Origin of the sequence: Streptomyces sp. WI03-4A (assembly GCF_033792105.1) — a bacterium.
Taxonomy (GTDB): domain Bacteria; phylum Actinomycetota; class Actinomycetes; order Streptomycetales; family Streptomycetaceae; genus Streptomyces; species Streptomyces collinus_A.
In genome coordinates, this window is sequence record NZ_JARAUO010000006.1 from 79,222 (window position 1) to 98,911 (window position 19,690).

The window sequence follows — 19,690 nt, forward strand, 5'->3', positions numbered from 1 at the left end:
AAGACCGAGCACAACCTGAAGGGCTCTCATGCGTGACGTGAACGAGGAAACGGCGGCCGGCGGCCGGCGGGCGCTCGCCGAGTCGATCGAACAGGGCGGCGGCGGACTCGGCGTGGCCGACCTGCTGGCCAGGGTGCGGACGGCGACGGCCGTGCCCGAGGCCGCCCCGGCCGCCGCGCCCGACCTGGACGGCCTGGCGGCCACCGTCGCCGCCGCGGCCGGCCGCCACCTGCCCACCGGCCGCCTGTCACCGGACGCCGACTTCTTCGACGCGGGCGGCACCTCCGTCGACGCGGTGGAACTGGCCGCCGAACTGGAAGCCGAACTGGGCATCGAGATCGACCTCGACGAGGTCTTCGCCGACGCCCGCCCCCTCAGCCTGGCCCGCCGCTGGCTCCCCTTGCTGCCCGACCGACCGCCCAGCCATCCGTCCGCCGGCACGGCCCCGTCCGCAGGCACGGCCCCCGGCACCGAAGCCCCCCGGACCGCGGCAGCGGGCGTAGCCGACGCCGGGCAGCCGGTCGCAGCTCCGGGCACCCCTCACGGGGGCGCCCCGACCACGGCTCCGGCAGCCGCGACCGCGCGCCCCCCGGCCGTACCGCCCCTCTCCCGAGGCGCGGAGCCGGTCTCCGCACCCGCGCACCTGGCCTTCCCGGGCCCGGCCCCCGCCCCCGGCACCCTCCCGGTCCCGTCCCCCCGCACTCCGCCCGCCGCCGTCGCAGGCGCCCTCCACCGCGCCGGTGCCCCGGACGCCCGGGCCCGGCAGGAGGACCTCGACCAGATCCTGGCCGACCTCGCCCTGGCCGACCGGCTGCCCTTCACCGACGTACCCGAGCCGCTGCCGCCCCGCCGCGTCCTGCTGACCGGGGCGACCGGGTTCCTCGGCGGTCACATGCTGCTCGACCTGCTGCGGCACAGCGACGCGCACGTGTACTGCCTGGTCCGTGCGGCCGACCAGGAAGCGGCGACCGAACGGCTCGGCGCCCAGCTGCGCAGCTACCGGCTGCCGTGGTCGTCGGAGGTGCGCCGGCGCATCACCGTGCTGCCCGGCGACATCCGCCGCCCGCGCCTCGGCCTCACCGAGGAGCAGTGGCTCACCCTCGCCCACGAACTCGACAGCATCGTGGGCGTGGCGGCCGCCGTGGACTTCCTGCGCGGCTACCAGTCACTGCGCACCAGCAACGTCCTCGGCACCCTCACCCTCGCCGAACTGGCCGCCACCGGCCGCCCCAAGCCGCTGCACCACATCTCGTCCGTCGCCGTGTTCAACGAGGTGGGCATCACCTCCATGGGCGAGGACGACCCGCTCGCCCACGTCGACCGGCTGGTCTCCGGTTACGACCAGTCCAAGTGGGCCGCCGAGGTAGCGCTGCGCCGCGCCCGCCACCACGGACTCGTCGTCACCGCCCTGCGCCCCGGCGGCATCGGCGGTCACACGAAGACCGGCGCCTACAACCCGCAGGACCTCAGCAGCGGCCTGATCTCCGCCTTCGGCCGCTTCCGCACCGTACCGGCGTTCCGCTATCTCAACGCGGCCCCCGTGGACTGGGTCAGCCGGGTCGCCGTCGCCACGGTCTGCCAACCCGACGCCTGGGGCTTCGACTACAACCTCACCGGCGTGCCCAACACCCTCGACGACGTGGTGCGGGACATGGCCCTGGGCGGCATGCACGTACGCGTCCAGGACTGGGACGAGTGGCGCGCCGACGCGCTCGGCCGGCTGAAGGCCGAGCCGGTGCCCGAACTCGCCTTCCTCTCCCGGGTGCTGCAGAGCCCCACGGCGCTGAAGCTGTGCGAGGCCACCCTCCAGGGCCCGGCCGCCGAGGCGCAGCGCACCGACACCCTGGTCGCCGCCCTGGGCCTGCCGCCGGCGGCGCGCTACGACGCCCAGGCCCAGCTGAAGACCTTCGAGAAGCTCGCCGGCGACGGCCTGGCCCGGCTGCCCCACCGGGACGACCAGCCCTACCTGTGGTTCGCCGAGACGACCGAGGGCACCGTGGGACCGGTCGGCGCGACCGCGACCACCCCCTGCTCGATGGCGCTGACCCTGTCGATCGCGAGCATGTACCAGCTGGTCAAGGAGCGCCGGGTGGACGTCCGCGGCGAGGTCACCTGCCCGGCGGTGCACGCCGAGCCGCTGACCGTGGAGCGCGGCGACGTCTGGGTCCGCCCCGAGGAGGGCATCCCGCAGCGGCACGGACTGCGCCACCAACTGCTGCGCTACCGGCTCACGCTGCGCGACGCGGACGGCGGCGTGTGGTGGCTGGAGGGCCGCAAGTACGCGCGGGCCCGCCGGGACCTGTGGCGGCAGACCCGCGCGCTCACCGTGGAGATCGGCCGCGACGGGGAGGCCGCGAGCCTGCTCGGCGAGGTCGTCGTGCCCGCCGACTCCTACGTCCGCGACCAGATCGACGGCATCCGGGTCGACCCGCGTCTGACCGCGCAGGAGAAACGGGCCGCCAAGCTGACCTGGCTCGCCTGGTTCGGGGTGGAGATGGGCCGCGGACTGCTCGCCCCCTTCGCCCGGGCCGCCGCGGACCTGCTCGACCTGCGCCGCACCACGACCCTCACGGAGCCGAACCGATGATCTTCAGGACCAAGCCCTCCAGGACGGCCCGGCCGGTGCTCCGCAGGGTCCGCACCACCGTGGCGCCGCGCCCGCTGCGCCACCGCCTCGACCCCGCCCGGATCGAGGAGATCCCGTTCCGCACCGGTGACGGCGTCCGGCTCGGCCTGACCCGGGTCGACAGCGGCGACCCGGGCCGGCCCGCCGTCCTGCTGCTGCACGGGCACACCGCGTCCGCCGACATGTTCCTGCTGCCCGAGACCCGCAACCTGGTCGACGTCCTGCTCGACGACGGCTACGAGCCCTGGCTGCTGGACTGGCGGGGCAGCAGCAGGCTGCCGTACAACGAGACGGGCCGCCGCTACACCTACGACGACGTGGCGCTCCACGACATCCCCGAGGCCGTCGCCCACGTCCGGCAGCGCATCGGAGACCGGCCGCTGTTCGTGGTGGCCCACTGCATCGGCTCCCTGACCCTCTCGCTGAGCCTGGCGGCCGGGCTGGTGCCGGGGCTCGCGGGCGTGGTCTCCCAGGGGGTCTTCCTGACCCCGAAGCTGGCGGGCCGGACCTCGCTGCGGATGTCGGTGGCGGGGGAGCTGCTGAAGTCCCGGATCGACCACGTCCCGGTCGACTTCCGCGGAGTCGGCCTGTGGTCGAAGTACACCCCGCTGTTCGCGCTGGCCTCCCGCGGGGCGGGCTGCCCGGACCCGACCTGCCAGATCCTGCACAACTCGGCCTGGGGCAGCGGGGCCTCCCTGTTCGTCCACGAGAACCTGCACCGGACCACCCACGACCGGCTCGCCGAACTGCTCGGCCCGGCCCCGCTGTGGATCCTGCCCCACCTGCGCCGGATCGAGCTGGCCCGCAGCGTGGTGCGGTGGAACGACACCGACCTGCGCTACCGGGCGCTGCCGCCGAACGCGCTGGACGCCGCCGACCGCATCGACACCCCCGTCCTGCTGCTCTCGGGCAGCGAGAACGGGCTGTGGCTGGACTCGCAGCGGCTCTGCCACGAGGTCCTGGCCCGCCGGCAGCCACAGCTCGACGTCTCGTACGCCGAGATCCCGGGCTACGGCCACCTGGACACGTTCCTGGGGCGCGGAGCGGCGCTCGACGTCTTCGGGCACATCCTGGAATTCCTCGGCGAACGCCGGTGACGGCGGGTCCCGCGGCCCGTTACCGTACCGGTCAGTAACCCGAACGCACCCAGGAGGCCCCCATGCCGCAGCTCGACGTCGACGGCGCCGTACTGACGTACGACGACGAGGGCCCCCGCGACGCCGTGGACGTGCCGCTGGTGTTCGTCCACGGCTGGACCGCGAACCGGCACCGCTGGGACCACCAGCTTGAGCACTTCCGGGCCGGCCGGCGGGTGATCCGGCTCGACCTGCGCGGGCACGGGGAGAGCACGGGGGCCGGGGTGCGCACCATCGCGGAGCTGGCGACGGACGTCCTCGCCCTCCTCGACCACCTCGGGGTCGAGCGGTTCGTGCTGGTCGGCCACTCCATGGGCGGGATGATCTCCCAGACCATCGCCCTCGCCCACCCCGAGCGGGTGGAGCGCATGGTGCTGGTCAACTCCATCGGCCGGATGACCTACAGCCGCGGCCGTGGCCTGCTCATGGCCGCCTCCACCCTGGTGCCGTACAAGCTGTTCGTGGCGACCAACATCCAGCGGGCCTTCGCCCCCGGCCACCCGCGCGAGGAGATCCGGGAGTACATCCGCTCCTCCGCCGGGACCCCGCGCGAGGTCGTCATGACCCTGTACGGCGCCATGCGGGCCTTCGACGTCCTGGACCGGGCCGGGGAGATCCGCACGCCCACCCTGATGGTCCACGGCTACCATGACGTCCAGCTCCCGGTGCGGCAGATGCTGCGCATGGCCAAGGCCTACCCGGACGCCGAGGTCCGCATCATCGACGCGGGCCACGAACTGCCGGTGGAGAAGCCGGCCGAGCTCACCGCCGCGCTGGACCGCTTCCTCGCCGTGAAGGGCTGACCCCGGCGCCGCTTGGCGAAGTTTTTGCCCGTGGCCTGTTCCCGGCGCCCGAGACCCGGTGCCGGGGCGCTCCCTCTCCCTCGTCCGGGCAAAACGCGGCCGAAACCACGGGGGAGCGCGGGCCGCCCCGGACGCGCCCGCGTTGACCGCCGCCCGAGCCTGACGGACGCTCGTCATATAGGTGCTCGATACAACTGGTTCGGCGGCCGTCCTCCCCGCACCCCGGTTCACCCACGTGAGCGAGGGCCCGCCGCCGGCCGGAGGCAGGAGGCAGGGCATGTGCGGCATCACCGGATGGGTCTCCTTCGACCGCGATCTGACCGCCGAGGCCGGCGCGCTGGACGCCATGACCGAGACCATGGCCTGCCGCGGACCCGACGACCGGGGCACCTGGGCCGAGGGCCCCGCCGCGCTCGGCCACCGCCGGCTCGCCATCATCGACCTCCCCGGCGGCCGCCAGCCCATGTCCGTCCGCACCCCCGAGGGGGCCGTCGCTCTGGTCTACTCCGGGGAGACGTACAACTTCACCGAGCTGAGGCGCGAGCTCACCGGCCGGGGGCACCGCTTCACCACCGACTCCGACACCGAGGTCGTGCTCCACGGCTACCTGGAATGGGGCGACGCCGTGGCCGAGCGGCTGAACGGCATGTACGCCTTCGCCGTCTGGGACGGCCGCCACGACCGGCTCGTGATGATCCGCGACCGCATGGGCATCAAGCCTTTCCACTACCACCCCACCGCCGACGGCGTGCTGTTCGGCTCCGAGCCCAAGGCGATCCTCGCCCACCCGCTGGCCCGGCCGCGCGTCGGCCCGGACGGCCTGCGCGAGCTGTTCACCATGATCAAGACACCTGGGCACGCCGTCTGGGACGGCATGCGCGAGGTCGAACCCGGAACCGTCGTCACCGTCGGCCGCGCGGGCCTGACCACCCGCGTCTACTGGCGGCTGCGCACCCGGCCGCACACCGACGACCGCGACACCACCGTCGCCACCGTGCGCACGCTCCTCGACGACATCGTGCGCCGCCAGCTCGTCGCCGACGTCCCGCGCTGCACCCTGCTCTCCGGCGGCCTCGACTCCTCCGCCATGACCGCGCTCGCCGCCCGGCAGCTCGCCGAGCGCGGCGAGAAGGTGCGCAGCTTCGCCGTCGACTTCGTCGGCCAGACCGACAACTTCGTCGCCGACGAACTGCGTGGCACCCCCGACACGCCCTTCGTGCACGACGTGGCGGAACTCGCCCGCACCGACCACCAGGACATCGTCCTCGACGCCCAGGCACTCGCCGACCCCGCGGTGCGCGAACGGGTGATCCGCGCCCGTGACCTGCCGGCCGGGTTCGGCGACATGGACACCTCGCTGCTGCTGCTCTTCCGCGCGATCCGCGACCAGTCGACGGTCGCGCTGTCCGGCGAGTCCGCCGACGAGGTCTTCGGCGGCTACCTGCAGTTCTTCGACGAGGAAGCCCGCCGCGCCGACACCTTCCCGTGGCTGGTGCGCTTCGGCCGCCACTTCGGCGACGACACCGACGTGCTCCGCCCCGACCTCGCCAAGTCCCTCGACCTGGAGGGCTACGTCGCCGACGGCTACCGCACCGCCGTCGCCGGCATCCAGCGCCTGGAGGGCGAGAGCGACTTCGAGTACCGGATGCGGCAGATCTGCCATCTGCACCTGACCCGCTTCGTCCGCGTCCTGCTCGACCGCAAGGACCGGATGAGCATGGCCGTCGGCCTGGAGGTCCGGGTGCCGTTCTGCGACCACCGGCTCGTGGAGTACGTCTACAACACGCCCTGGTCGCTGAAGTCCTTCGACGGCCGGGAGAAGAGCCTGCTCAGGGAGGCCACCGCCGACGTCCTCCCGCGCTCGGTGTACGAGCGGGTGAAGAGCCCGTACCCGTCCACCCAGGACCCCCGCTACGCCCGCGCCCTCCAGGACCAGGCCAGGGAACTCCTGGCCCGGCCCTCCCACCGCGTCTTCGACCTCGTCGACCGCGAGCGGGTCCGGGCGGCCGCCGAACGCGAGGCCCCGGTCAGCACCCAGGTCGGCCGCCGCGCTCTGGAACGCACCCTCGACCTCGCCCAGTGGCTGGACCTCTACGCGCCGGAGCTGGTCCTCAGCTGACCTTCAGGGCGCGGTCGGCGGCCGCCGCCGTCGGCTGCCACCAGGTCGTCACCGGCTCCCACACCCGCACCCGGCTCCCGGTGCCGAGCCGCGCGGCGGTGAAGGTGGCACCCCACTGCGAGGAGGACGCGGCCACCGTGACCGAGTCCGCCCGGCGGGCCTCCGGGTCCGCCGGGTCGGCGATGGTGCGCACGGCCGCGTGGGCGGTGGCGCCCGGCCGCAGCAGGTACGTCCCGCCGCCGCCTCGCGGCAGCGGCACCGGCAGCGCGGCCCCGTCCAGGCCGCCGAAGGTCACCGTGGGGACGCGGTCCACCACACAGGCGCGGGAGCCCCGGTTGGTCACGCCGACGCGCACCACCGACGGATCGCCGGGTACCGCCTTCGCCCGGATCGTCAGCGCCTTCTCCGCGCAGCGCGGGGGCGTGGCACGGGCCGGCGCCGCCAGGGCCTGCGGCGCGGCCAGCAGCAGCGCGGCAGCGCAGACCGCGGGTACGGCGATGGCGGGTGCGGCGAGAGTGGAGCGGATACGCATGAGGGGTTCCCCCTGTCGCGGTCGCGTGCGGAGACGGCGGGCCGGGGCGCGCCTGCCCTGTGTGACGTCCGGGCCGGCCGGGAGGTTTCCGGGACGCGCGCCTGTCACCCGTTCGCACCACACGTGCGGTCAGTCCGACGCGTCCGTGGTGGAGCTCCAGCCGTCGCGGTCCGCCGGGCAGGAGCTGCCGCCGGCCGGCAGGGAGCCGTAGAGCAGGAAGTCGTCGACCTTGCGGTGCACACAGACCGACGACGAGTAGCCGGTGTGCCCGTCGCCCTTGTTGTCGAGCACCACGGCCGACGGGCCGAGGCGTGCGGCCGTCTCCACCGTCCAGCGGTACGGCGTGGCCGGGTCGCCGCGCGTGCCCACCAGCAGCATCCTGGCCGACTTCACGTTCTTCACCTCGTCCCGGATGTACTTCGTGCCCTTGGGGCGGCCGTAGCACATCAGCAGCTGGGACAGCCGGAAGCGCCCGAAGACCGGTGACGCCTGCTCGTAGGCGGCCCGCAGGTCCTTGAGGTCCTCGGTGATCCGCGCCTCGCCCGGCCGGTCCGGGTCGTCCGCGCAGTTGATCGCCATCAGCGCGGCCGGCAGGTTGTCCGCCGGTACGTCCTCGGCGTCCACCAGACCGCCGTCGGCGCGCCGCCGGTCGCCGCCCACGCCGGTCACCGGCTGCCGCGGGGGCGGCGCCGAGCCGATGCCGGTCGTGAGGCCGAGCACGCCCCGGGTGTCACCGTCGTTGACCAGCGAGGCCAGCGCCCGCTCCAGCGTGGGCCACAACTCCTTGCTGTACAGGGCCTGCCCGATGGCGGCCACCAGGTCCTGTCCGGAGAAGGCGCCGCCGAAGTCCGAGGGCACCGGGTTCTCGTCGAGCGAGCGCACCAGCCGTACGACCTGGTTCCCGGCCGCCCGCCGGTCCTGCCCGAACGGACAGCCGATGTCGGTCGCGCACCAGTCCAGGAAGTCGTCCAGCGCCGTCTGCTGGCCCTGGGCGCCCGCCACCCCCTGCTCGGACAGCGGCTCGGTCAGGGTGTCCACCCCGTCCAGGACCATCCGCCCCACCTGGTGCGGGAACTGCGCGGCGTACACCGCGCCGAGCCGGGTGCCGTAGGAGAAGCCCAGGTAGTTGAGCTTCTTGTCGCCGAGGGCCGCGCGGATGACGTCCATGTCCCGGGCGGCGTCCACGGTGCCTATGTGGCGCAGTACCGGCCCGGAGTTCCGGGCGCACTCGGCGGCGGCCTGCCGCAGTTGCTTGAGCACCCCCTGGGGACGGTCGAGGTCGACGCTCTCGCCCGCCACCGGCAGGCCGCGGTCACCGCCGTCGCCGCAGCTGACGGGGGAGGAGCGCCCGACGCCCCGGGGGTCGAAGCTGACCACGTCGTAGCCGTTGGTCAGGTCCATGAAGTCCTTGCCCCCGGTGGCGAGCGCGTTGACCCCCTGGCCGCCGGGACCGCCGAAGTTCAGCAGCACCGAGCCCCGAGAGGGGCCGGTGGCGCGGTAGCGGGCCACGGCGAGATCGAGGGTGCCGGCGGCGGGGTGCGCGTAGTCGATCGGGACGGTCACCTTCGCGCACCTCAGGTCGCGCGGCATGTCCGGGCCCTCGCAGGCCGTCCAGACCGGCTTCTGCAGGTAGAAGCGCGTCAGGTCGGGCCGGGGCGCGTCCGCGGCCGCCGTGGGCAGCCCGGCCCCGAGCAGGGCCAGAGTGAGGACCCCGGCTCCCGCGCACCGCCGTATGGCGGGCCGTGTGGAGAGCTTGGCCAGCATCGATCGCCTCCCGGGGCCCACCCGTCGCGGACCGGGGCGGCGCCCTCGCTCACCATAAGCGGGCCCGATACGGGTCGCCTCCGGAGGAGCGGGACCGCGCCCGGCGATCTACACTTCGCCCCTTCCGATGTGATCAATGATTATTCGACACCTTTACAGGTGTTTCGAAGAAACATGTCGCCCGATGGGGTGAAAGATGGATTGGCCATAACTTGGGCGGTTCGCCTGCGTTGTAGCGGATGCGGGTGAGTGCCCGCGACGTTGTCTGGAAGGCAGGAAACCTATGAGACGGGCTACCCGAAACGGTGTGTTCGCCATCGTCGCGGCCTCCGGCGCGATGGCCGTGGCCATGCCGGTGACCGCCGCTTTCGCGGCTGACGGAGCCTCCGCCGACGGTGCGGCCGCCGGCTCGCCCGGAGCGGTCTCCGGGAACACCGTCCAGCTCCCGGTCCACGTTCCGGTGAACGTGTGCGGGGACACCGTGAACGTGGTGGGGCTGCTCAACCCCGCGTTCGGCAACCGCTGCGCCAACGGCGGCGGGTCCGGGACGGCCGGTTCGGCCACGTCCGGCTCCGTCACCAAGGGCGGCTCGTCGGCACACGGGACCTCCACGGGCTCGGCCGGGGCGGTCTCCGGCAACGGCGTGCAGCTCCCGGTCCACCTGCCGGTGAACGTCAGCGGCAACAGCGTCGACGTGGTCGGGGTGCTCAACCCGGTCTTCGGCAACCACTCCGTCAACAACCCGGTCGACGAGCCCACCCCGCCGACGACCGCGACGCCGACGCCTCCGCCGACCCGGAAGCCGCCGGTCCCGACCCGGTCCCACCCCGTTCCGCACACGCCGCGGCACGTCACGCCCCCGGCCCCGCGGCCGTCTGTGGAGACCCTCGCCCACACCGGGGCGGACCTGACGGCGCCCGCGGTCGCCGGCAGCGCCGCGCTCGTGCTCACGGGTGCCGCCCTGTACCGGCGCTTCGGCTCCCGCCGGACCCGCTGACCGCTCCCTCGTGACACGACGGCCCCACCGGACACCAAACCGATGGGGCCGTCGGCATGTGCGGGAGAGCTGGACGCCCGGGCCGGACAACGGCCCGGGCCGTGCGCGCGCCTGACGTCCGGGAGACCGCATCCGCGCGAGGTGTCCGCGCCGAAAGGCGGGTGTACGCGTCGTGCTCTGCGAGGAGGGGCCTCCATGCCGTCGCACCGGACCACCCCGAGGGAGTCGGTGTGGGACTACCCGCGCCCGCCTGCTCTGCGCCGCGACCCGCGGCGGCTCGTCGTCGAGTGCGCGGGTGAGGTTCTCGCCGACACGACCGGCGCGCTGAAGATCATGGAGACAAGCCACCCGCCGGTCTTCTACGTGCCCCCGGCCGACGTCCGCATGGACCTGCTGCGGTCCGCCTCCCACCACACCTGGTGCGAGTGGAAGGGCAGCGCTGACTACTGGGACGTCCTGGTGGGATCCGACATCCGCGCCCTCGCCGCATGGAGTTATCCCGAGCCGCGGTCGCCCTACGAGGAACTCGCGGGTCACTTCGCCTTCTACGCCGGGAGAGTCGACCGCTGCACCGTCGACGGCTACACGGTGCGGCCGCAGCAAGGCGACTTCTACGGAGGCTGGATCACGCCCGAGGTCCGTGGCCCTTTCAAGGGAGGGGCTCACACCCACGGCTGGTGAGCGGACCAGGAACGCCCGCTCACGCGCACGTGGTGACGGCCGCAGGTGCTGGGCCGGCCCGACGAGGCGCCAGGGGTAGACCGACCTTGGCGGCTTCCTCGCTGACCGCCCAGGGCATCGCCTCACGTTCGTCGTACTCGGCGGCCACCGGGCGGACGTACTTCTCGGCGAAGCCATGGGCCCGTGCGCGGGCCTCGGTGATCTCGGGCGGCAGGTCGAACAGGGAAGGTGTGGTCGCGGTGGTCACGGCATATCTCCTGGCAGAGGTGGCGGGCGGGCTGGTCAGCGGCCGGTGAAGACGGCGTCACGGCGCTCGCTGAACGACTGGATTCCCTCGGCGCCGTCGGCGGTCGAGAACAGCCGTGCGATGTCCGGGCGCAGACGCTCGATCGCGGCGCTCTCGCCGTGCTCACGGGCCAGGTGGGCGGAGGCGAGGACGGTGCGCACGCCCAGGGGTGCGCACTTCCCGGCGATGAGGGTGGCGATGTCGGTGGCCCGGGCGAGGGCGGCCGGTCCGTCGGCGGCCAGTTCCTGCACCAGTCCGATGCGGTGGGCTTCAGCGGCGTCGAACTCCTCGCCGGTCAGGATCCAGCGCATGGCATCGCCCCACCCGGCCTGCCGGGGGAAGCGGAAGGTGGCCCCGCCGAAGGGGTAGATGCCGCGGCGGATCTCGTACTGGGCGAACCGTGCGTCGCGGGCGGCCACGCGGATGTCGGCGGCCAGGAGCAGTTCGATGCCGAGCGTCATCACCCAGCCGTGTGCGGCCGCGACGACGGGTTTCGACCACGGTCCGTCGAGGCGCCACGGGTCACGGCCGCCCTCGGGGGCGTCGAACCGGCCCGAGGCCAGCTCGGCGCCGACGTCGAGCATGTCCAGGCCACCGGTGAAGTGGTCGCCGTGGGCGAACAGGACTCCGCACCACAGGTCGTCGTCGGATTCCAGCAGGCCGTAGGCGGCCGACAGCTCGCTGAGCATCCGCCGGGTGAAGGCGTTGCGCTTGGCGGGACGGTTCAGGCCCATCAGCAGCACATGGCCGTCCCGTTCAACGGTGACCGCGGGCGTGCTCGCAGGTGTGGGACTCACTGGGGCTCCTTGTGAGTTGCATGATGAGACTCGTCGGACGCTAGTGCGATGGGGTGCCGAGGGCAAGTGAATCTCATGATGAAACTGATAAGGTCGCTGCCATGAGACGGACCTCGTTCGACAACTGGCCCTGCTCGATCGCCCGTACCGTGGACATCCTGGGCGACGGCTGGACGCTGCTGGTCCTGCGAGAGGTCTTCTACGGCGAGTCGCGCTTCGACGGCTTCATCGACTCGCTCGGCATCGCGCGCAACACCCTCACCGACCGGCTCCGCCGCCTGGAGGACGCGGGCCTCCTGCGGCGCCGCCCCTACCAGAGCGAACCGGTCCGGCACGAGTACCTGCCGACGGACAAGGGCCGGGATTTCTTCGGCGTGCTCGCCGCGATCAACGCCTGGGGCGACCGGTGGCTGGCCGGTGACGACGGCGTGCCGGTGGTCATGCACCACACCGCCTGCGGCCACGACACCCGGGCCGAGGTCGTCTGCTCCTCCTGCGGTGAACCGCTGCACGACGAGGATGTCGCGGTGCGGACCGGACCCGGCTACCCGGCCCGACTCCTCGACGCCCCCGAGGTACGAGTGCGCTTCGCGGCGAACGAACACCGCGAATGAGCCCCGTCTCGTGTCCGCGAAGAAGCGGCGGGTGACTCATCGGCCGAGTCCCGTGAGGCCGTCACCGAGGATGCCGGCGCCCGGAAGCACGAGTACCACCGCGGTGATCACGGCACGGTTGGTGCTGCCGGGGTCTTCGGCCTCGCCGTAGACCAGCACGACGACGGTCGCCGCGACGCTGAGGTCGGCAACCCATCCGGCAGCGAAGAGCGGACCGACGCGACGACCTCGCTCACCGGCCAGGATCAGCACGATACCGACCACGGGGAACGGACTCAGCGCGACGGCCATGGCCGCGGGCAGCATCCCCCCGATCGCTTGCACCAGCGCAACGATGACCCCGCGAGGTGGAGCAGGCGTGAGCTTCGGCGCCGGCCACCACTCGCACGCCCGATCGGAGAGTTCCCCCGCACGGCCCACCGAGCGATTTCGAGGCGCACAACGGCCGAAGCGCCCATGGTGCGGCCCCCGGATGATCGGCGAGGATGCTGCGGTGCGGCCCCCGTGCGGGTGCCGCGCGGCACGCCCGAAGCCGACGGGCCGGATTCTTCCCGGCCCGAAGTCCCCCCATGGAGCGCACCGATGACCCACCCGGCCCCGCAGGACCTCGTCGTCACCCAGGCCACCCTCGCCGACTGGCCGGTGATCAGCGGGTGGGCGGCGGCGGAGGGCTGGAACCCGGGGCTCGGCGACGGTCCCGCCTTCTTCGCCCAGGACCCCGACGGGTTCTTCCTGGGCCGGATCGACGGTGAACCGGTCTCGGCCGTCTCCGTCGTCACCTACGGCTCCGACTACGCCTTCCTCGGCTGCTACCTGGTCCGCCCGGACCTGCGCGGCCGCGGCCACGGCATCACCACCTGGAAGACCGCCCTGGCCCACGCGGGTGAGCGCACCGTCGGCCTGGACGGCGTCGTCGCCCAGCAGGACAACTACCGGCAGTCCGGGTTCGAACTCGCTCACCGCACCATCAGGTTCACCGGCGTCGCCGCCGGGGGCGCCGCCCCCACGGGCGTGCGTCCCGCCGGCCCCGGCGACCTCGCCGCCGTCACCGCCTACGACAGCGCCTGCATGCCCGCCGACCGCCCGCGCTTCCTCGCCGAGTGGCTGACCCGCGACGGCCACCGCGCCCACGTCCGCCACGACGGCGGCCGTCTCACCGGCTACGGCGTGATCCGGCCCGGCCACGACTGCCTGCGCATCGGTCCGCTCTTCGCGGACACCGCGGAGGACGCCCGGGCGCTGTTCGCCGCGCTCACCGCCGACGCCGTCGGCCGCGAGATCGCCGTCGACGTGCCCGAACCCAACGCCGAGGGCGTGGCGCTGGCCCTGGAGGCGGGACTGGCCGCCTCGTTCGAGACAGCCCGGATGTACACCGGACCCGTCCGCGACCACGCCCGGGAACGGGTCTTCGGGGTCACCACGCTCGAACTCGGCTGAGCCGGCCGGGGGCCGGACCGTCAGCGGGCGCCCGCGTGGAAGCGGCGGTGCAGCTCCCGCACCTCCTCGACCAGCTCGGGCACCGGCCCCTCGACGGCCGTGCCGGGAGCCACCTCGTGCACCGGCAGCGGCCGCACCGGAGCCTCCGGAACACCCAACTCCGACAACCAGGCGACCAGTTGCCCGGACGAGGCGATGTACACGATGCGGCCGAGCCCCACCCAGGCGTGCGCCGCCGCACACATCGGGCAGTGCTCGCCCGAGGTGTAGACGGTGGCGCCGGCCCGCTCGCCGGGCGTGAGGTGGGCGGCCGCCCAGCGGGCGAGCTCGAACTCCGGGTGCCGGGTACGGTCCCCGGCGGCCACCCGGTTGCGGTCCTCGGCCCGGACCGCGCCGTCGGCCGTGACGAGCACCGAGCCGAAGGGCTCGTCACCCGCGTCGAGCGCCTCCCGCGCCAGCTCCACGCACCGGCGCAGAAAGTCCGGTTCACTGTCCTTCACCATGACTCACCGGCCTCCTCGCAGGACGGTCCCCGGCGGCCCGGGGCACGGGGACCGAGGGTGGCACAACCACCGGAGTCCGGACGGGCGCCGCACCGGCCCGCGGGTAATTCCGTTGCCCGGCCCGCGGGCGGATGCTGGAGTGAGGGCATGGATCACGCCGCGGTGCTCGCCCTCTACGACCGGGACATGCGGGAGGGCGCCGCTCCCGACGGGCCGGGAGCCCGCGTCGAACGCGCCGGCGCGGTCGTCCGGCAGACCGCCGGCGCGCAGGGCTGGAACGGGGTCGTGTGGTCCGCGCTGGACGAGCGGTCGGCGGACCGGGCGATCCAAGAACAGATCGCGTACTTCGACGGCCTGGGCCACGGCTTCGAGTGGAAGCTCTACGGCCACGACCGGCCGGTGGACCTGGGCGCCCGGCTGACCGCCGCCGGCTTCCGGGCCGAGCCCGAGGAGACCCTCCTGATCGGGGAGACCGCCGAGGTCGTCCGGCTCTCCCCGGACACCCGGCCGCCCGACGGCATCCGGATCGTCAGGGCCACCGATCCCGCCGGTGTCGACCTCGTCGTGCGCGTGCACGAGCAGGCGTTCGGCGCCGACGGCACCCGGCTGCGCCACCGGCTCCTCGCCCGGCTGGCCGCCGATCCGGGCACGGTCGTCGCCGTCGTCGCGCTCGCCGGGGACGAGCCGGTCAGCGCCGCCCGCATGGAACTGGTGCCCGGCACCCGCTTCGCGGGTCTCTGGGGCGGCGGCACCGTCGAGTCCTGGCGCGGCCGGGGCGTCTACCGCGCCCTGGTCGCCCACCGCGCCCGAGTCGCCGCCGCCCACGGCCACCGCTTCCTCCAGGTCGACGCCTCGCCCCTGAGCCGGCCGATCCTGGAACGGCTCGGCTTCCGGGCGCTCAGCACCACGACCCCGTACCTGTACGGGAGTTGACGGCCGCCCCGGCGGCCGCCCCGGCGGCGGGCCCGAGGGGCCTGCCCGGGGACGAGATTGCCGGGACTTGATGTTCACCGGCCGGACATGCCATGTACCTTTCAACCAGTCGACGCGTGTAGAAACCTCAACCCCGTTCTACGCGCGCAGATTTGGGCGCCCCACTGCCTCTCCCCACCCCACATGGAGGTTCGCCGGATGCTTGGATCCTGGAGATCCCGACGCAGACTCACCACCGTCCTGGCCGGACTCGGGCTGTTCGTCACCTCGGCAGCCCTGCAGGTCGGCACGGACGCCACCCCCGCGCACGCCGCCACCACGCACCGCGTCCTGTTCGACAACGCCCACGCCGAAACGGCGGGCAACGCGGACTGGATCGTCTCCACCAGCCAGCCCGACCCGCTCGGCCAGAACTCCTCCCCGTCCGCCGAGACCGACTGGACGGGCGCCCTGTCCTCCTGGGGCGTGGCCCTGCAGAAGGCCGGCGGCTACAGCCTGAAGACGCTGCCCTCGGGCTCCAGCCTCAGCTACGGCGGCTCGTCCGCCACCGACCTGTCGAACTTCGACACCCTGGTGCTGCCCGAGCCCAACACGCTGTTCACGACGGCGGAGAAGACCGCCATCATGACCTTCGTGAAGAACGGCGGCGGCCTGTTCATGATCTCCGACCACACCGGCGCCGACCGCAACAACGACGGCCAGGACGCGGTCGAGATCCTCAACGACCTGATGACGAACAACAGCGTCGACTCCACCGACCCGTTCGGCTTCTCCATCGACTCGCTGAGCATCGGCTCCGACTACCCGTCTGCCATCAGCGACAGCACCGACCCGGTGCTGCACGGCTCCTTCGGCACCGTCACCAAGAGCCTGATCGCCAGCGGCACGACCGCCACGCTCAAGCCCGCCGACAACTCCGCCGTCAAGGGCCTGCTCTACCGCACCGGTTACTCCGGCAACACCGGCGCCTTCTTCCTCACCAGCGCCTTCGGCAGCGGCCGCGTCGCCTTCTGGGGCGACAGCTCGCCGATCGACGACGGCACCGGCCAGTCCGGCAACACCCTGTACGACGGCTGGAAAGACTCCGGCGCCACCAACGCCGCCCTCGCGCTCAACGCCACCGCCTGGCTCGCCGGTTCCGGCACCACCGGCGGGGGCGGCGGTGGCGGTGGCGGCACCTGCACCGCCGCCCAACTGCTCGCCAACCCCGGCTTCGAGTCCGGCGCCGGCTCCTGGACCAGCTCCAGCGGGGTCATCACCAACGACTCCGGCGAGGCGGCCCGCACCGGCTCCTACAAGGCATGGCTGAACGGCTACGGATCGGCCCACACCGACACCCTGTCCCAGTCGGTGACCATCCCGGCCGGCTGCACCACCGCCAACCTGAGCTTCTACCTCCACGTCGACACCGCCGAGACCTCCACCTCGACGGCGTACGACACCCTGAAGGCCCAGGTGCTCAACAGCGGCGGCACCGTGCTGTCGACGCTCGCGACCTACTCCAACCTGAACGCGGCGAGCGGCTACACCCGGCGCAGCTTCAGCCTCGCGAGCTACGCGGGCCAGACGGTCACGGTCAAGTTCACCGGCACCGAGGGCTCGACCCTCCAGACGTCGTTCGTCCTCGACGACACCGCGCTCGACGTCGGCTGACGCCGAGGGGGGGTGGGCCCAGGGCCCACCCCCGCCGGGTCAGGCCGCCGGGACCGTCCGCTCCGGCGTGTTCCAGCCGGAGACCCGCACCCGCGGCGCCGAGCCGTGCAGATCGGCGGTCCGGTAGGTGGCCGTCAGCGTGGCCGACTCACCCGGCCACAGGCTGACCTCGTTGTCCGACCAGCGCACCGGCAGCACCGGCTTCCCGTGCGCGTCGACCAGATGGACGTCCGTCAGCAGCGAGGGCGTCCGCCCGTCGCCGGTGTTGCGCACGGTCACCGTGGTCGTCGAGGTGTCCCCTGAGCTCACGGTCGACGCGCTCGCCGACACCGGCACCCGGTCCATCGAGGTCAGTCCCCGGAGATCGGCGTAGCCGGTCACCGGCGTGTAGTACCAGTCGGTGTGCGCCCAGTCGAGCTTGTCCGTCCGGGTGGAGAGCCAGTACACGTTCCGGCTCACCTCCCTGCCGTCCGCGTCGGTCAGCGTGAGGCGCAGCAGGTACGTCGGCGGCAGCCCGCTCACCGACGACGGCAGCGTGAGCGCGGTGCCGTGCGCGCCGTCGCCGTCCACCCTCATCCCGGTGACCGTCCGGTCGTACCGCTGGGTGCCGTCGGGGTCGAACAGCGTGGCGCGCGCGGTGAGCGGACCGGTGGAGCCGTGCCGGTTGTTCACGACGACGACCGAGCGGTCGTCGTAGGAGTACTGGATGTGCAGCGGCTCGTTCGCCTTCTTCGCGCCGAAGTAGGCGCCGCCCTGGTCCAGGTACCGGTCCACGAGCTGCCAGTGCAGCGACGTCCAGCCGCTGTTGAACATCCAGTAGATCACCCCGGTGGCCGGCTTGCTCGCGTCCGTCGCGTTGCGCCCGTAGGCCTCGTACTGGGCCCGCACGTTCTCGTACTGGGCGAGCTGCGCCTTGCGCACGTAGTCGGTGAGCCCGGCCGGTGCGCCGTAGCGGCCGGTGAGCGCGGCGTCGTAGATCTTGAGGGTGCCGAAGACGGTGGAGGGCGAGCGGTGGTACTGCCGGGCGGCGGGGTCCTTCCAGAGCGTGTCGAGTTCGGCGGGCGTCATCATCCGACGCAGGGTGTCCAGGGTCGGGATGTCGGGGCCCGCGCTGGTCTCGGAGTTGAAGCCGGTGGCGCCGCCCTCGCGCTTGGCGTACCAGTAGTCCGGCGGGACCCATTCGTAGGGCCCGGTCATCTTCATGCCCGACCGGCCGAGCTGCGGTGAGGACTTCTCGGAGGCGGCGGGCACCACCGGGGCGGGCCAGTCGGCGCCCCTGAGGGCGTGCAGGTAGTCCTTCTCGATCCTCGCGTCGGGCGCGGCGTCGCTGCCGATCAGGAAGGAGATCACGCTCGGGTGGCGGCGCAGCCGGGCGGCCTCGGCGGCCATGGAGGCCCTGGCGACCGGGTAGTCGGCCTCGGTCCACTTCTCGCCGGACTCGCTGCCCCCGTTGACCTGGCCCTCCCACTTGTCGCAGCACTCCCAGCCCGGCAGGGTGAGCACACCGAGGCGGTCGGCGAGGTCGAAGAACTCGTCCGGCTCGATGTGCCCCTCCAGGCGGATGGTGTTCAGGCCGAGGTCGAGGGCGTACCGCAGCCGGTCCTCCACGTAGCCGGCGTCCCAGCGCAGGAACTCGTCGGGCGACCAGCCGCCGCCCTTGATCAGCAGCTGGCGGCCGTTGATCCGGTACTGGCGGGCGCCGTCGGAGTTCAGCGGCGCCCGCACGTCGCGGATGCCGAAGCGCTCGTGGGCCGTGTCCGAGACGGCGCCGGACACCGAGACGGCGAGGTCGAGGTCGTACAGCGGCTGCCCGCCCATGCCCGCCGGCCACCACACCTTCGGGGAGGTGAGGTGCAGCCCGGGGACGTCGGCGGGGGAGAAGGTGACGGCCTTCGTCTCGTGCGCGGCGAGCGGCACGCTCCTGGTGAGGCGCGTCCCGGCGACGCTGCCGGTGACCTCGGCGGTGACCGGGGCGTCGGAGTCGTTGCGGGCCTGCGCCCTGACGGTCAGGTCGGCGGTGTCCAGCGCGGGCACGGACAGCTCGCTCACCACGTGCGCGTCGCGCAGCACGACCGGGCCGTCCCGGCGGACCAGGACGTCGCGCACGAGGCCCATGTTGCGGTCGGGCGGCGGCTGGAGCCAGTCGAGCCAGCCCATCGTGAGGTGCTTGTTGGGGTCGTTGGGCCGGACCCGGAAGGCCACCGTGTTGGTGCCGGACCGCACCAGGGAGGTGATGTCCAGCTCGTGGCGGGTGTAGGCGCCGGTCACGTCCGCGGCCCCGGCCACCTGGTGACCGTTGACGTAGACGTCGGCGGCCGAGACGACACCGCTGAAGTCGAGACGGGTGCGCGGCCCCGTGTCCTCCACGGTGAAGTCGGAGCGGTACCACCACGGCACCTGGAAGTCGTCCCGGGGGATCTTCTGCTGGTCGGTGGAGTGGAACGGGTCGGGGTACACGCCGTCGGCGAGCAGCGCGGCCAGCACGGTGGAGCGGGGTCCCGCCGGGTACCAGCGGTCCGCCCGGTAGCCGGGGGAGGAGACGGCCGCCGCGGAGTCGGTCACCTCGGCGGTGGACCGGATCGAGTAGCCGGACAGCGGAGTGGCGGACCCGGCGGTGGCCGGGACATGGGTGACACTGGGCCTGTGCCGGTGCTCGTGCGGCTCCGGCCGCTGGTCCCGGGGCCCGGCCCAGGCACCGGTGGTGAGCGTGCCGAGCAAGCTCAGGAGCACGGTGCCCGTGGCGAGCCGGCGTCCGGGGGCGGGGCGAGGGAACACGCTGGTCTCCAGCCTCGTAAAGTTAGGAAACTTT

General features: G+C 73.1%; 17 protein-coding genes. 10 read left to right on the forward strand and 7 right to left on the reverse strand.

Features of this window, described 5'->3' with window-relative positions; all coding sequences use genetic code 11:
* Positions 1–28 precede the first annotated feature (28 nt).
* From PV343_RS09315 to asnB, 4 genes are all read left to right on the forward strand, one after another.
* Positions 29–2,587 carry a thioester reductase domain-containing protein gene (locus tag PV343_RS09315; RefSeq protein ID WP_319146346.1) on the forward strand — a complete coding sequence of 853 codons (2,559 nt, stop codon included), beginning with the start codon at positions 29–31 and terminating at the stop codon, positions 2,585–2,587.
* Positions 2,584–3,723: an alpha/beta hydrolase gene (locus tag PV343_RS09320; RefSeq protein ID WP_319146347.1), complete on the forward strand. Its 1,140-nt coding sequence runs from the start codon at positions 2,584–2,586 to the stop codon at positions 3,721–3,723. Before PV343_RS09315 ends, PV343_RS09320 begins: the two co-directional genes overlap by 4 nt.
* 62 nt (positions 3,724–3,785) lie before the next feature.
* The gene (locus PV343_RS09325) at positions 3,786–4,565 is read left to right on the forward strand and encodes an alpha/beta fold hydrolase (RefSeq protein WP_319146348.1); all 780 of its coding nucleotides are present in this window, start codon (positions 3,786–3,788) and stop codon (positions 4,563–4,565) included.
* Positions 4,566–4,842: 277 nt separating this feature from the next.
* Complete coding sequence (asnB, locus tag PV343_RS09330) at positions 4,843–6,684, forward strand: asparagine synthase (glutamine-hydrolyzing) (RefSeq protein WP_319146349.1); 1,842 nt, start codon at positions 4,843–4,845, stop codon at positions 6,682–6,684.
* Here asnB and PV343_RS09335 read toward each other — a convergent pair.
* Together PV343_RS09335 and PV343_RS09340 are read right to left on the reverse strand one after the other, a co-directional pair.
* The gene (locus PV343_RS09335; RefSeq protein ID WP_319146350.1) at positions 6,677–7,216 is read right to left on the reverse strand and encodes a DUF4232 domain-containing protein; all 540 of its coding nucleotides are present in this window, start codon (positions 7,214–7,216) and stop codon (positions 6,677–6,679) included. The two genes, asnB and PV343_RS09335, sit on opposite strands and share 8 nt — an antisense overlap.
* 129 nt (positions 7,217–7,345) lie before the next feature.
* Positions 7,346–8,980 (reverse strand): alpha/beta hydrolase, encoded by a 1,635-nt coding sequence (locus PV343_RS09340; RefSeq protein ID WP_319146351.1) that lies wholly within the window; start codon positions 8,978–8,980, stop codon positions 7,346–7,348.
* 307 nt (positions 8,981–9,287) lie between these two features.
* On the opposite strand from PV343_RS09340, the gene PV343_RS09345 reads away from it, so the two are divergent.
* Together PV343_RS09345 and PV343_RS09350 are read left to right on the forward strand one after the other, a co-directional pair.
* Positions 9,288–9,977, forward strand: coding sequence for a chaplin (locus PV343_RS09345; RefSeq protein ID WP_319146352.1), 690 nt, complete (start codon positions 9,288–9,290; stop codon positions 9,975–9,977).
* Between the two features lie 195 nt (positions 9,978–10,172).
* Positions 10,173–10,658: a DUF427 domain-containing protein gene (locus PV343_RS09350; RefSeq protein WP_319146353.1), complete on the forward strand. Its 486-nt coding sequence runs from the start codon at positions 10,173–10,175 to the stop codon at positions 10,656–10,658.
* 19 nt (positions 10,659–10,677) lie between these two features.
* Here the strand turns inward: PV343_RS09350 and PV343_RS40370 are convergent, their stop codons facing one another.
* Together PV343_RS40370 and PV343_RS09360 are read right to left on the reverse strand one after the other, a co-directional pair.
* On the reverse strand, positions 10,678–10,905 hold the full coding sequence (locus PV343_RS40370; RefSeq protein WP_387950512.1) for an acyl-CoA dehydrogenase family protein: 228 nt from the start codon (positions 10,903–10,905) through the stop codon (positions 10,678–10,680).
* Between the two features lie 35 nt (positions 10,906–10,940).
* Positions 10,941–11,741, reverse strand: coding sequence for a crotonase/enoyl-CoA hydratase family protein (locus tag PV343_RS09360; protein ID WP_319146354.1), 801 nt, complete (start codon positions 11,739–11,741; stop codon positions 10,941–10,943).
* A gap of 101 nt (positions 11,742–11,842) precedes the next feature.
* On the opposite strand from PV343_RS09360, the gene PV343_RS09365 reads away from it, so the two are divergent.
* Entirely contained in the window at positions 11,843–12,355 is a 513-nt protein-coding gene (locus PV343_RS09365) for a winged helix-turn-helix transcriptional regulator (RefSeq protein ID WP_319146355.1), read from the forward strand.
* Positions 12,356–12,391: 36 nt separating this feature from the next.
* On the opposite strand, the gene PV343_RS09370 is transcribed toward PV343_RS09365, so the two are convergent.
* The gene (locus PV343_RS09370; RefSeq protein ID WP_319146356.1) at positions 12,392–12,646 is read right to left on the reverse strand and encodes a hypothetical protein; all 255 of its coding nucleotides are present in this window, start codon (positions 12,644–12,646) and stop codon (positions 12,392–12,394) included.
* 291 nt (positions 12,647–12,937) lie between these two features.
* On the opposite strand from PV343_RS09370, the gene PV343_RS09375 reads away from it, so the two are divergent.
* The gene (locus PV343_RS09375) at positions 12,938–13,792 is read left to right on the forward strand and encodes a GNAT family N-acetyltransferase (protein WP_319146357.1); all 855 of its coding nucleotides are present in this window, start codon (positions 12,938–12,940) and stop codon (positions 13,790–13,792) included.
* A gap of 20 nt (positions 13,793–13,812) precedes the next feature.
* On the opposite strand, the gene PV343_RS09380 is transcribed toward PV343_RS09375, so the two are convergent.
* A complete protein-coding gene (locus PV343_RS09380) occupies positions 13,813–14,295 on the reverse strand; it encodes a nucleoside deaminase (protein WP_319146358.1) in 483 nt (160 codons plus the stop codon).
* A gap of 147 nt (positions 14,296–14,442) precedes the next feature.
* On the opposite strand from PV343_RS09380, the gene PV343_RS09385 reads away from it, so the two are divergent.
* A complete protein-coding gene (locus PV343_RS09385; protein ID WP_319146359.1) occupies positions 14,443–15,228 on the forward strand; it encodes a GNAT family N-acetyltransferase in 786 nt (261 codons plus the stop codon).
* A 198-nt stretch (positions 15,229–15,426) separates the two neighbouring features.
* Positions 15,427–16,881, forward strand: a complete 1,455-nt coding sequence (locus tag PV343_RS09390; RefSeq protein WP_319146360.1) for a hydrolase — start codon at positions 15,427–15,429, stop codon at positions 16,879–16,881.
* 39 nt (positions 16,882–16,920) lie between these two features.
* On the opposite strand, the gene PV343_RS09395 is transcribed toward PV343_RS09390, so the two are convergent.
* Positions 16,921–19,656 carry a glycoside hydrolase family 2 protein gene (locus PV343_RS09395; protein ID WP_319146361.1) on the reverse strand — a complete coding sequence of 912 codons (2,736 nt, stop codon included), beginning with the start codon at positions 19,654–19,656 and terminating at the stop codon, positions 16,921–16,923.
* Between the last annotated feature and the right edge of the window lie 34 nt (positions 19,657–19,690).